At 68.8% G+C, this 12,787-nt stretch carries 12 protein-coding genes; 10 read left to right on the top strand and 2 right to left on the bottom strand.

Features of this window, described 5'->3' with window-relative positions:
• The first annotated feature begins 54 nt into the window (after positions 1 to 54).
• The 3 genes from ACFV9G_RS24240 (at position 55) to ACFV9G_RS24250 (ending at position 2,934) form a co-directional block, all read left to right on the top strand.
• Positions 55 to 1,227, top strand: coding sequence for an acyl-CoA dehydrogenase family protein (locus ACFV9G_RS24240; protein WP_378730772.1), 1,173 nt, complete (start codon positions 55 to 57; stop codon positions 1,225 to 1,227).
• Between the two features lie 118 nt (positions 1,228 to 1,345).
• Positions 1,346 to 2,284, top strand: a complete 939-nt coding sequence (locus tag ACFV9G_RS24245) for a DUF559 domain-containing protein (RefSeq protein ID WP_378730774.1) — start codon at positions 1,346 to 1,348, stop codon at positions 2,282 to 2,284.
• 128 nt (positions 2,285 to 2,412) lie between these two features.
• Entirely contained in the window at positions 2,413 to 2,934 is a 522-nt protein-coding gene (locus ACFV9G_RS24250; RefSeq protein ID WP_378730776.1) for a GNAT family N-acetyltransferase, read from the top strand.
• 476 nt (positions 2,935 to 3,410) lie between these two features.
• On the opposite strand, the gene arfB is transcribed toward ACFV9G_RS24250, so the two are convergent.
• Both arfB and ACFV9G_RS24260 read right to left on the bottom strand, forming a co-directional pair.
• On the bottom strand, positions 3,411 to 3,836 hold the full coding sequence (gene arfB, locus ACFV9G_RS24255; RefSeq protein WP_378730778.1) for an alternative ribosome rescue aminoacyl-tRNA hydrolase ArfB: 426 nt from the start codon (positions 3,834 to 3,836) through the stop codon (positions 3,411 to 3,413).
• Positions 3,837 to 3,859: 23 nt separating this feature from the next.
• Positions 3,860 to 4,891, bottom strand: a complete 1,032-nt coding sequence (locus tag ACFV9G_RS24260) for a LacI family DNA-binding transcriptional regulator (protein WP_378730780.1) — start codon at positions 4,889 to 4,891, stop codon at positions 3,860 to 3,862.
• A gap of 104 nt (positions 4,892 to 4,995) precedes the next feature.
• On the opposite strand from ACFV9G_RS24260, the gene ACFV9G_RS24265 reads away from it, so the two are divergent.
• The 7 genes from ACFV9G_RS24265 to ACFV9G_RS24295 are packed head-to-tail and all read left to right on the top strand — an operon-like array spanning position 4,996 to position 12,768.
• Positions 4,996 to 6,237, top strand: coding sequence for an amino acid ABC transporter substrate-binding protein (locus ACFV9G_RS24265; protein WP_378730782.1), 1,242 nt, complete (start codon positions 4,996 to 4,998; stop codon positions 6,235 to 6,237).
• A gap of 4 nt (positions 6,238 to 6,241) precedes the next feature.
• Positions 6,242 to 7,126 carry a branched-chain amino acid ABC transporter permease gene (locus ACFV9G_RS24270; RefSeq protein WP_378730784.1) on the top strand — a complete coding sequence of 295 codons (885 nt, stop codon included), beginning with the start codon at positions 6,242 to 6,244 and terminating at the stop codon, positions 7,124 to 7,126.
• Between the two features lie 19 nt (positions 7,127 to 7,145).
• Positions 7,146 to 8,165, top strand: a complete 1,020-nt coding sequence (locus tag ACFV9G_RS24275) for a branched-chain amino acid ABC transporter permease (RefSeq protein ID WP_378730786.1) — start codon at positions 7,146 to 7,148, stop codon at positions 8,163 to 8,165.
• A complete protein-coding gene (locus ACFV9G_RS24280; RefSeq protein ID WP_378730788.1) occupies positions 8,162 to 8,908 on the top strand; it encodes an ABC transporter ATP-binding protein in 747 nt (248 codons plus the stop codon). Before ACFV9G_RS24275 ends, ACFV9G_RS24280 begins: the two co-directional genes overlap by 4 nt.
• Positions 8,901 to 9,659 (top strand): ABC transporter ATP-binding protein, encoded by a 759-nt coding sequence (locus ACFV9G_RS24285; RefSeq protein ID WP_378730790.1) that lies wholly within the window; start codon positions 8,901 to 8,903, stop codon positions 9,657 to 9,659. Before ACFV9G_RS24280 ends, ACFV9G_RS24285 begins: the two co-directional genes overlap by 8 nt.
• A gap of 18 nt (positions 9,660 to 9,677) precedes the next feature.
• On the top strand, positions 9,678 to 10,412 hold the full coding sequence (locus tag ACFV9G_RS24290; protein WP_378730792.1) for a hypothetical protein: 735 nt from the start codon (positions 9,678 to 9,680) through the stop codon (positions 10,410 to 10,412).
• A gap of 25 nt (positions 10,413 to 10,437) precedes the next feature.
• Positions 10,438 to 12,768: a PQQ-dependent sugar dehydrogenase gene (locus tag ACFV9G_RS24295; RefSeq protein WP_378730794.1), complete on the top strand. Its 2,331-nt coding sequence runs from the start codon at positions 10,438 to 10,440 to the stop codon at positions 12,766 to 12,768.
• Positions 12,769 to 12,787 lie beyond the last annotated feature (19 nt).

Below are 12,787 nucleotides of genomic sequence, written 5' to 3' on the forward strand. Positions count from 1 at the left end.
ATTCCGTGACCCGTCGACTTACTGGCCAGTAGCACAAGGCATAGACTCCGGGACATGAGTGCCGAGTACCCGTTGTTCGCCCTCTCCGAGGAGCACCAGGAGATCCGCAAGGCGATCCGTGAGATCTGTGACGCCAAGATCGCGCCGGCTGCTGCTGCGGTCGACGAGGAGGCTCGCTATCCGCAGGAGGCGCACGACGCGTTGGTCGAGACGGAGTTCTTCGCGCCACATGTGCCGGAGGCGTACGGCGGTGTCGGTGCCGACGCGCTCGCGACCGTCCTGGTCATCGAGGAGATCGCTCGCGCGGACGTCTCGGCCTCGCTGATTCCCGCGGTGAACAAGCTGGGCTCGCTGCCGGTGCAGATCGGTGGCTCCGAGGAGCTGAAGAAGAAGTACCTGGGCAAGCTCGCCGCCGGTGAGGGCAACTTCTCCTACTGTCTCTCCGAGCCCGACGCCGGCTCGGACGCCGCCAACCAGAAGACCCGCGCCGTACGCGACGGCGACTTCTGGGTGCTCAACGGTGTGAAGCGCTGGATCACCAACGCGGGCGTCTCGGAGTACTACACGGTGCTTGCGGTGACCGACCCCGAGAAGCGCTCCAAGGGCATCTCCGCGTTCGTGGTGGAGAAGTCGGATCCTGGGGTGTCCTTCGGTGCCCCGGAGAAGAAGCTCGGGATCAAGGGCTCGCCGACGCGCGAGGTCTACTTCGACAACGTACGCATCCCCGCCGACCGGCTCATCGGCGAGGAGGGTCTCGGGTTCACCTATGCGATGCAGACCCTCGACCACACCCGGATCACGATCGCCGCCCAGGCCGTCGGTGTCGCCCAGGGCGCGCTCGACTACGCGCTCGGCTACATCAAGGAGCGCAAGCAGTTCGGCAAGCCGATCGCGGAGTTCCAGGGCGTGGAGTTCATGGTCGCCGACATGGGCATGAAGATCGAGGCCGCCCGGCAGCTCACCTACGCCGCCGCCGGCCGTTCCGAGCGCGGCGACAAGGACCTCACCTTCTTCGGTGCCGCGGCCAAGGCGTTCGCGAGCGATGTCGCGATGCAGGTGACCACCGACGCCGTGCAGCTCTTGGGCGGCTACGGGTTCACCCGCGACTACCCGGTCGAGCGGATGATGCGCGACGCCAAGATCACCCAGATCTACGAGGGCACCAACCAGGTCCAGCGCATCGTGATGGCCCGCCAGCTCCTCGCCGGCATCCAGTCGACCCTGTGACCGATGGGGGCACTCGCCGGTGCTCGGCGAGTGCACCGATCGTTCATGTGCACGATCTATGCACCGGTGATCTCCTCAAGGGTGCACGGATCGTGCACGGGCGGCGGATGATGCCTTCATGGGGGACACATCCGGCGAGGACTTCGTCCTGGACACATCACGACCGTTCTCGCGAGCCGATGCCGCGAAGGCGAAGCTGAAGCCGAGCACGTTGCGCGGCCCGCGCTTCGTACGCCTCTTCAGCGGTGTGTACGTAGCCGCCGATGCGCCGCCGACGCCGCTGCAGCGCGTCCAGGCTGCCCTCGTGCCGTTCCGTGGCAACGGTTTCGCCAGTCATGCCTCCGCGGCCCGGGTCTATGGCGTGCCGATCCCGACGCTGCCCGACGAGCATGTGACGGTGACCGCCGGGTCTCACCGTCGTACGCATCCTGGGATCGTCTGTCATGTGCTGAAGAAGCCGCGAGCAGTGGTCCTCGACGGCATCGGGGTCTCCTCGCCCGATCAGCTCTTCGCCGAGCTCGGGAGTCAGTTGAGCCTGGTCGACCTCGTCGTTGCGGGCGACCATCTCGTACGCCATCACCGGGGCGTGACGCCGGCGACGTTGGCCGACTTCTCAGGCTCCGGGACGTTGCCCGGCTCGCGCCTCGCCGCGACGGCGGCGGGCTACGTACGCGACAAGGTGCGCTCGCCGATGGAGACCCGCTTGCGCATGCTGATCGTGCTCGCCGGGCTGCCCGAGCCGCGGATCAACGTCCTCGTGGGCACCGGGGACGGCATGCTCAAGCGGGAGCACGATCTGGTGTATGTGGCGTCGAAGACCGTCGTCGAGTACGACGGCAAGCAGCATCCCGCCGAGCAGTGGGAGCGCGACCTCGAGCGACGCGAGGAGGCCGACGACGATGGCTGGCGCATCCTGACCGTCGTCGCAAAGGGTCTCTTCCGTCGCCCCGACCTGACTGTGGCGAAGATCCACCGGGTGCTGCTGGAGCGGGGCGAACCGGGAGTGCCGAAGCGGCTCTCGGACGCCTGGCGCCCCCACTTCCCGGTGATCCGCTGACCGTGAACGATCTGTGCACTCGTGCTGGCTGATTGGAGCACGAATCGTGCATGTGCGCGATTGGTGCACTTCTGGGGTGGTGGAGGTGCACGGATCGAGCACGGCTCCACCCGGCTATCGTGTGTCGCATGGTGCGTGACGGGTTTCGGCTTCGGGAGTGGGAGGAGTCGGACGCCGCCGTTCTGCTCGCTGCGTACGACGGGGTTGGCATGGAGACCGAGCGGTCGGCGGATGTCGCCACCGTCGCGGACGCCGAGCGGTTGATCGCCGGCTGGGCCGAGGACGCGGCGGCCGACCGGGGCTACGCCTTCGCCGTGGTCGACGGCGACGAGATCCTCGGGCAGATGCGGGTCACCACCCAGCTGCGTGTCCACAGCATCGGCTGGATCTCCTACTGGACCCTCGAGAAGCACCGCGGGAGGGGCGTCGGCAGCACCGGCCTGAAGCTCCTGTCGAGGTACTGCTTCGACGAGCTCGACCTCTTCCGCCTCGAGACCGGCCACCGGCTCGACAACCCCGGATCGTGCCACGTCGCCACCGCCGCTGGCTTCGTCGTCGAGGGCCGTGAACGCCAGAAGCTGCTCTACGACGGCGTCCGCTACGACACCGAGACCCACGCCCGGCTGGCCACCGACCCCGACCCCGCCTGACGCCGAGAGGGCACCTACGTCGGCCGAGGCGTCGCTCGGGTCGGTCGAAGCGTCGCGTCGGTCGGCCGAGACGTCACGTCGGTCGGTCGAGGTGTCGCTCCGGTTGGTCGAGACGTCCCGCCCGTCGGCCGAGGTGTCGCTCCAGTCGTTCGAAGCGTCACTTACGTGAATCGAGACGTCTCCGGGTGTCGTCTCGGCCGACGTACGTGACGCTTCGGCGAGAGTGGCTGACGTCTCGGCCGGCGCGGGTGACGCTTCGGCCTGCGGGGCTGACGTCTCGGCCAGCGCGGGTGACGCTTCGGCCGACTGCGGCGACCTCTCGCGTCACTGTGGCGACCTCTCGCCCGACGTACGTGACGGCTCGCCCGACGTACGTGACGGCTCGGCCGACGTAGGTGACGGCTCGGCTGACGGAGGTGACGGCTCGGCTGACGGAGGTGACGGCTCGGCTGACGGAGCCGACGTTTCGGCGGGGGTCAGTCCTGGACTCGGCCGCGGAGCTGCTTGGTCTGGCCGCGCTGGCGCTTGGCGTCGAGGCGGCGCTCCTTGGAACCGCGGGTGGGTTTGGTGGGGCGGCGGGTGGGAGGGGGTGGGGCGAGGAGGGTGCGGATGCGGTCGGCGAGGCGCTCGCGGGCGGCTACCCGGTTGCGGTGCTGGGAACGCTGTTCGTGGGAGACGACGACGAGCGGCCCCGGGGAGCGGGCGAGGAGGCGGTCGCGCTGGCGCTCGTCGAGAGCGACGGAGGCGGACGGGTCCCAGGAGAGCTCGACACGGGAGTCGGTGGTGTTGACCGACTGCCCGCCGGGGCCGGGCGAGCGGGAGAAGCGTTCGACCAGCTCGGTGTCGGGGATGACGAGACCCTCGGGCAGCCCGGGGCCCGGTGGTACCCGAAGATCTTTCACCCCAAGAACCCTAGACCGCCGGTTTACGGAACGGCGGGCCCGGTCGAGTCGCGCACCACGAGCTCGGCGGGGACCCGCTGTCGCCGGGCACGCGCGCCGGGCTCCTTCAACGCCAGTGTCAGCGCGCGGGCTCCCATCTCGGCCATCGGCAGCCGGACGGTGGTGAGTCCGGGGGAGAGGTCCTGGGCGACGGCGACGTCGTCGAACCCGCTGACCGAGACCTGGCCCGGCACCGAGACCCCGGCACTGCGCAGCTGCGAGAGACACCCGATGGCCATGTCGTCGTTGAGGGCGATGACAGCGGTCGTACGCGGGTGGTCGGCGAGCATCCGGCGAATGCACTCGCGCCCGCCCTCGCGGGTGAACGGCCCCTCGAGGACGGGTACGTCGCGTGCGTCGAGACCCGCCGCCTCGAGCGCGTCGCGCACCCCGTCGAGACGGTCGGCGACGGTGGTCAGCTCCAGGGTGCCCGAGACGACCACGATGCGCCGGTGGCCCAGGCCGAGGATGTGCTCGGCGACGGCACGGCCGCCGGGGCGGTTGTCGGGCAGCACGCTGTCGACCCCGAGGTGGTGCTTGCCGACGACGGCGACCCGACCGCCCGCCTCCGCGTAGCGCTGCACCTCGAGTCGCATCGGTGCCTCCACCGAGGCGTCCACGAAGCCCGACCCCGCGATCAGGATCGCGCCGACGCGGTTGGCCACCAGGCTGCGTACCTGCTCCACCTCGGCCTCGGGGTCGCGGCCGGTGTGGCAGATCTGCACGGTGCGCCCGTGTTCGGCGGCGAGGCTGAGCACGCCGCTGGCGATCTCGGAGAAGTAGGGGTCGCCGATCTCGTGCACGACGAGCCCGATGGTCGCGGTCGATCCGCTGGCGAGCGAGCGGGCATGGAGATTGGCGACATAGCCGAGCTCGCGTGCCGCCTGGCGGACCTTCTCGGCCACCGAGTCGCTGACACCGGGGGTTCCGGAGAGCGCGCGGGACGCGGTTGCGATCGAGACGCCGGACGCATGCGCGACGTCGATCAGGCGGGGGGAGCGGTTGGTTCGGACCATCGATGCCCCTTGTCGTCAGGAATGTGACTCTTGCCACACTAAGCGAGAGTCGGTAACGTCATCGTAAACGCTTACGTAAGCGCTTTCGTAGAGGAGACCCGCAGATGCGCTTCACGAAGACCCCCACCGCGAGCAAGCGGTCAAGAGCAACCCTGGCTGCCGCGGCGGCCGTGACTCTCGCCTCCACCCTCGCCGCCTGTGGTGCAGCCGAGGAAGGAGGCGGCGACGACGAGATCGTGATCGGCATCTCGCTTCCCCTGACCGGCGACTTCAGCGAGCCCGGCAAGGGCATCCAGCGCGGATACGAGGCCTGGGCCGAATACGTCAACGCCAACGGCGGCCTGCTCGGCCGTGACGTACGCCTGGAGATGCTCGACGACCAGTCCAGCGCCGAGCGAGTCGCCGCCGACTACGAGAAGCTGATCAACCAGGAGCAGGTCGACCTGGTCGTCGGCCCGTTCTCCACCCGCCTGGTGATCCCGGCCGCCCAGGTCGCTCAGGACTACGGCTACCTCTTCGTCGAGCCTGCCGGCGCGGCGCCGGAGGTCTTCGAGGAGGGCTTCGAGAACCTCTTCTACGCCGCCCCCGCCGTGGCGAACGACCACTACAAGCTCCTCGCCGAGCACATCCTCGCGATGCCCGAGAGCGAGCGACCCAAGACCGCTGCGTACGCCTCGATGGACGACCCGTTCGCCCAGGGCACCGCCTACGGGCTCAAGGACGCGCTGGAGGAGGGCGGCATCAAGACCGTCGCGGACGAGGTCTACCCGCCCAACACCACCGACTTCAGCAGCATCGCGGCCAAGATCGCCGACACCAAGGCGGACATGGTCGTGGGCGGCAGCCAGTACCAGGACGGCGTCAACCTGATCGTCGCGCTGCAGCAGCTGAACTACCAGCCCAAGCTGGCCGCGTTCTCGACCGCGCCGACCGAGACCGAGTTCGCCGAGGCGATCGGCGACAAGACGCAGGGCATCATCGCGCCCACCGGCTACACCACGAAGGCGGACTACCCCGAGAACCAGGAGTTCGTGAAGTTCTACGAGGAGAAGCACGGCGAGGCGCCGGGTGAGGACGAGGCGAACGCCTGGACCACCGGTCAGGTCGTCGCGGCGGCGGTCGAGGCGGTCGAGTGCGCCGAGCCCGACCCCGACTGCCAGGCCAAGCTGATCGACTGGCTGCACGAGAACGAGGTCGAGACCGTCGTCGGGCCGCTGAGCTGGGACGAGAAGGGTCGTCCGCAGAGCGCCCACATGATCCAGCAGTGGGTGGACGGCGAGATCAAGATCGTCCTTCCTGAGGACCAGGCCGAGGCCGAGTTCGTCTTCCCGAAGCCGGCGTGGTGAGTCCATGTCGATGTCGCTCCTCCTGCAGAGCCTGATCCTGGGGCTGCTGCTCGGAGGCCTCTATGCCCTGCTCGCCGCCGGCCTGACGCTCTACTTCGGTGTCATGCGGGTCGTGATGATCGCCCACTCCGCGTTCCTGATCCTGGCTGCGTACCTGGCCTGGTTCTTCACGACGCAGACCGGGCTCGACCCGCTGCTCTCGCTGATCATCACCGTGCCGCTCTTCTTCGCGGCCGGCTACGGGATGCAGCGCGCGCTGCTCTCCCGGCTGCGGCCGGCGACGCTGACGATGATGTCGGTGCTGCTGACCTTCGCGATCGCGCTGGTGATCGAGGGCGGACTCGGCTACCTCTTCTCCGGCACTCAGCGGCGGATCCAGCTCGGCTACTCCAGCGCGAGTCTGGAACTGTGGGGAGCGCGGATCGCGGTGGTCAAGCTGGTCGCCTTCGGGTTGGCCGCGGTCTCGCTCCTCGCGCTCTACCTGCTGCTCAAGAAGACCCGCTTCGGCCAGGCGCTGCGCGCCACGATCCAGCACCGTGAGGCCGCCCAGCTGCTCGGCATCGACACCGACCGGATCGCCGGCTTCGGCTTCGGGCTCGGCCTGGCGACCGCGGCGGTCGGTGGCACCGCGCTCGCGCTCGACGCCACCATCTACCCCTCGCTGCACTGGCACTGGATCGGACCGCTGATGGCGATCATCGTGATCGGCGGCCTCGGGTCGATCCCCGGTGCTGCCGTCGCGGCGATGGTCCTCGGGGTCGGCCAGGCCCTGCTGCAGATCCCGATGGGCACCACCTGGGCGCAGACGGTCTTCTACCTCGCCCTCTTCGCCACCCTCATGTTCCGCCCCCAGGGTTTCTTCGGAGGTCGTCTTGCTCAGCGCTTCTAGACACAGCCGTACGTCTTTGGTGACCAAGCTGGTCGGGGCAGCCGTCCTGCTCGGCCTCGTGCTCGCCTTCCCGGCGCTCGCGCCGGACCCGTTCATCTTGTCGGTGGGCGTGGTGATCGCCAGCTACGCCGCGCTCGCGGTGGCGTGGAACTTCGTCGGCGGGCTGACCGGCTACATCTCGCTGGGACACGCCGCCTACTCCGGTCTGGGTGGCTACGCCACCGCGCTGCTGGTGACCGAGGCCGGCGTGAACCCGTGGGTCTCGATGGTCGTCGCGGCCGTGCTCGTGGGCCTCGCCGCCGTGCCGATCGGGATCGCGTCGCTGCGGGTCCGGGGCGCCTCGTTCGTGATCGTCTCGATCGCGCTGGTGCTCATCCTGCTGCTGGTCGCACAGAGCTGGGCCGAGGTGACCGGCGGGTCGAACGGGCTGCGGGTGCCGCGGCCGTTCGGCCCCGACGTACTCCGGCCCGAGCAGCACGAGCGGTTCTTCTACCTGTTCGTCGGGCTGACCCTGATCGCGCTCGCCCTGTGGTGGGTGATCGACCGCTCCCGGCTCGGCACCGGGCTCAAGGCGATCCGGGAGGACGAGGACAAGGCCCAGGCGCTGGGTGTGCCCACGTTCGCCTACAAGCTGGTCGTCTTCGTCGTCTCGGCGTTCATGACCGCGATGGCGGGAGGGATGTACGCCCTCTGGTTCGGCTCGCTCGACCCGATCTTCCAGTTCTCGATCCTGACCGGCTCGTACCTGGTGCTGATGTCGCTGCTCGGCGGCGTACGCAGCCTGCTCGGCCCGGTCGTCGGCGCCGTGATCGTGGGCTATGCGGTCGAGTTCTTCAAGAACCAGTACGGCGACACCCAGCTGCACCTGGTCGCGCTCGGTCTGCTGCTCGCCCTCGTCGTGCTCTTCATGCCCGACGGGGTCATCCCGTGGCTGACATCGCAGCTCGACCGATTCCGCCCCGGCGATACCTCGATCCGTGAGGTCGACGCCGCCCAGCTGGCCGAGGAGCGCAAGGCGCTCGAGGAGGCGAAGTCATGACCGATCCGATCAAGCACGGTCTGGAGACGGACGGCCTGACCAAGTCCTTCGGCGGCGTACGCGCCGTGGACGGGGCGACGGTCAGCTTCCAGGAGGGCAAGATCAACGCCCTGATCGGCCCGAACGGGTCGGGAAAGACCACCTTCTTCAACTGCGTGACCGGGATGATCCGGCCCGACTCGGGCACCGTGACCTACCAGGGCCGCGACGTGACCGGTCATGCACCTCACCGGATCGCGCGGGCCGGGCTCGGGCGCAGCTTCCAGCTGTGCCGGATCTTCCCGCGGATGACGGTGCTCGACAACGTGCTCGCCGGGGTGCGGTCGACAGGGCTGGCCCACCGGCTGCGCGGGGCGCACAACCCCGACGACATCGCCCGGGCGCGGGAGCTGCTGGCCCGGGTCGGCATCGAGCATCTCGAGCGCAGCGAGGCCCGTGACATCTCCTACGGGCAGCAGAAGCTGCTCGAGCTCGCCGGGGTGCTGATGGCCGAGCCCGACACGATCATGCTCGACGAGCCGGCCGGCGGCGTGAACCCGGCACTGATCGGGAGGATCGCCACGCTCGTGCGCGAGCTCAACGCCGAGGGCCGCACCTTCGTCATCGTCGAGCACAACATGGAGCTGGTGATGAGCCTCTCCGACCATGTCGTGGTCTTCGACCGCGGCCGCCCGATCGCCTCCGGTGCGCCGGCGGACGTGCAGACCGACCCACGAGTCCTGGAGGCCTACCTTGGTGTCTGAACCTCTCCTCGAGCTGCGCGACATCGAGGCCGGCTACGGCCGTGCCGCCCTGGTGCTGCGAGGCCTCACCGTCACCGTTCCCGCAGGTCAGATCGTCTGTCTGGTCGGTCCGAACGGGGCCGGCAAGTCCACCGTGCTCAAGGTCGCCAGCGGGATGCTCACCCCACGCTCGGGGACCATCACGGTCGACGGCAAGGACGTCACCCGCAACGGGCCGCAGCAGATGCTGCGCGCGGGCATGGCCCACGTCCTCCAGGGCCACTCCGTCTTCAAGGAGATGACCGTGGCCGAGAACGTCGGGCTGGGCGCCTACACGGTGCGCGACACGGCCGCGATCCAGGAGCGGACCGACTTCGTGAAGAGCCTCTTCCCGGTCGTCGCCGAGCGGTGGAACACCCTCGCCGGCGCGCTCTCGGGCGGGCAGCAGAAGCAGGTCGAGTTCGCCCGCTCGCTGATGGTCAGCCCGAAGGTCGTGCTGCTCGACGAGCCCAGCATGGGCCTGGACCCGAAGACCACCGCCACCGTGTTCGAGCAGGTCGTACGCATGCGGGACGCCGGTCTGGCGGTCCTGCTCGTCGAGCAGAACGCCCGGCGTGCCCTGGAGTCGGCGGACCTGGGGTGCGTACTCGATCTGGGGAAGGTGCACATCGCCGGTCGGGCATCCGACCTGCTCGCCGATCCGCGGATGGCGGAGCTCTATCTCGGGGGAGCCGCAACGACCTCAGCAGGGGCCACCGACGGTCCCGATTAGGGGAAGGAAGAAGCAGCCATGAGTTGGAACAGGAGATCGACGCTGAACCGAATGGTGGGGCGAGGCGTACGCGCCGGTGTGATCGCCCTCGCAGTGGCCCTGGCCGCTCCGCTCGCCGGAGCCCAGGCCCAAGAACATGCACAGCCCACCGAGGGCCCCGGCCTGGCCGTGGTCAAGCCCAGGGCCAGCCTGGCCGACTGGGATCCGGTGACCGATGACAAGTGGGCCTTCGAGAAGGGTCAGGTGATCCTGACCGAGCCGGGGACGGCACAGCCCGGCCCGCGGCGCCCCTTCGAGTACGCAGTGGTGACCAAGGGTCCCGAGCTCGGCTCGCTGACCTACCGCGCCGAGGTCCGCATCGACGAGGCGGTCGAGGTCACCAACCGAGACGTGATCCTGGTCTGGAACTACCAGTCCCCGACGCGCTTCTACTACGCCCACCTCTCGACCGACAACACCATCTACCCCCACAACGGCATCTTCGTGGTCAACGACGCCGACCGGCTGCGCATCGACGAGCAGTGGAACGGCTCGGTCGGCGCGGAGCCGTCGATCACCGACGCCGCCTGGCACGACGTACGCCTCGACTACAACGCCCGCACGGGCGCGATCGCGGTCTACCTCGACGGTGCCGACGAGCCCCGGATGACCGCCACCGACACCACCTTCGCCGGAGGCCGGTTCGGCTTCGGTTCCTTCGACAACTTCGGCCGCATCCGTGACGTCACCGTCGCGGGGCTACGTCATCGCTGATACCCCTCGGTAAGGAGAAGAGCCCATGGAAACCTCACGTCTATGGGGCAGACAGGCACGCGCCGGCATCGCCGTCGGCGCCATGCTCGCCGCGCTGCTCACCCCCGCACTCTCTGCCAACGCCGCCATCCCCGGCAGCGAGCCCGTCCCCGATCCCATCCCCGAACAGCCCGTACGCAGCAGCCTCGGTCTCGTGCTTGAGGAGGTCACGCAGCTCCCCGAGACCGAGCCCTACCCCGCCCCCACCGACCAGCGCCTCGTACGCCACAACCGCATCAACTTCATCGGCGAGGTCCCCGACGGCTCGGGCCGGATGTACGTCCCCGACCTCAACGGGCCGATGTATCTGCTCGACCGCGGGCAGCAGCACGAGTATCTCAACGTGAAGGACCACTTCCCGGACTTCTGGTCCGGTGCGGGTCTGGGCAGCGGAGCCGGTTTCATCACCTTCCACCCCGACTTCGAGAAGAACGGGCTCTTCTACACCACCCACACCGAGCGCTTCGGAGGCTTCGCCAAGACGCCCACCTTCCCGTCCCAGACCAATCCCGGCTCCGGGCGGACCGTCAGCGTCGTGACCGAGTGGGATGCCACAGACCCGACCGCCGACACCTTCGAAGGCACCAGCCGTGAGGTGATGCGGATCGACTTCGCAGGCCAGATCCACGCCATCCAGCAGATCGACTTCAACCCGACCGCCGAGCGCGGCGACGAGGACTACGGGCTGCTCTACATCGCCTCCGGCGACGGCGGCAACGGGGTGAAGAGCGACGACCCGCAGAACCTCGCCAACCCCTTCGGCAAGATCCTGCGGATCGACCCGCTCGCCCGCGACGGCCGCAACGGGGCGTACGGGGTGCCGGAGAGCAACCCGTTCGTCGACCGGGAGGGCGCGATCGGCGAGATCTGGGCGTACGGCATGCGCGACCCGCACCGGTTCTCCTGGGACGTCGAGAAGGGCACCCTCCTGCTCGGCCACATCGGTCAGCACGCGATCGAGGGCGTCTACGACGTACGGGCCGGGGACAACCTCGGCTGGAGCGAGATCGAGGGCCGGCTGCTCTACGACAACACCGACGAGTGCGCCCTCTACACGGTCCCCGACGACTACGACATGTCCGGCTACACGCTCCCGGTCGCGTCCTTCGACCACGACCCGCCGGCCAACTACTCCTGCACCTCCGACAGCGGCCACGCGGTCAGCGGCGGTGTTGTCTATCGCGGGAAGCTGGACAACCTGCGGGGCAAGTACGTCTTCGGTGACCTGGTCAACGGCGAGGTCTACTGGACCGACGCCAAGCAGATGCGCCGGGGCAGCAGCCGCGAGGCGACCCTGCACGAGATGCAGCTCTTCGACACCTCCGGCAAGCGGCTCTCGATGCAGGACTTCGTCGACGACCCGCGCGTCGACCTGCGCTTCGGCACCGACTCGCGTCGCAACCTCTACCTGCTGGCCAAGGCCAACGGGAAGATCTGGAAGGTCGTGAACACGGTGCACAAGCCGTGGCCGAGCGAGGTCGTGCCGTCGCTGCGCGAGAACCTGGTCAGCTACTACGACTTCGAGCACCCCTTCGCCCCGGGGGCGCGCGAGGAGGACCAGGGCTACTCCCGGACGCTGCTGAACCAGGTCAACGGCGGCAACGCGATGCAGGTGGGTGACTCGGCGTACCGGACCAGCAACAACGCCCTGCAGACCCAGCAGGTCAACCCTGAGGTCAACGGCAACGACGACTGGAAGGCGGGTACGTGGAACCAGAACGGGGTCGCGTCCCTGGCGCCGTTCGCCGGGGCGGAGCAGATCACTCTGGCCGGCTGGTTCAAGGTCGACATGGACGGGCCCGCGCTCAACTCGCTGACCGCCGATCCCGCGGACCGGTTCAACGCGATCGGGCTCTCCGGGGTGCTGTCGGGCAACTCCGACGGCCACGGCGTACGCGCCCTGCTCGAGCTCATCAACGTCGACGGCACCCTGCGCCTGGTCGCGCTGGGACGCCGGCTCGATGAGGGGGCCTCGCAGACCTTCGCCGCCTCGGCGGACTGGCAGACCCTGCTGCCACGAGGTCAGTGGGTGCACCTGGCGGCGACGTTCGACTACACCACGGGCAAGATGGCGCTCTACCGCAACGGCAAGGCTGTCGACGGGTTCTACACCACCGCCGGTGACCCGTGGCAGGTCGACGGCACCGGCACCTCCGACACGTTGCCGCGAGGCATCAAGGTCGGCGGATCCTTCCCGCAGGACACCGTCGAGCGGAACCCCTGCAACTGCCGGATGGACTCGCTGATGTTCCTCGACCGGGCGATCACCCCGGACGAGGCGCGGGCCCAGTATCAGCGGTTCGTCAACGGCCGCTGATGCCGTAGAGGTGCACGGC

The sequence above is a fragment of the Nocardioides sp. NPDC059952 genome, from assembly GCF_042730435.1.
Taxonomy (GTDB): Bacteria; Actinomycetota; Actinomycetes; order Propionibacteriales; family Nocardioidaceae; genus Nocardioides.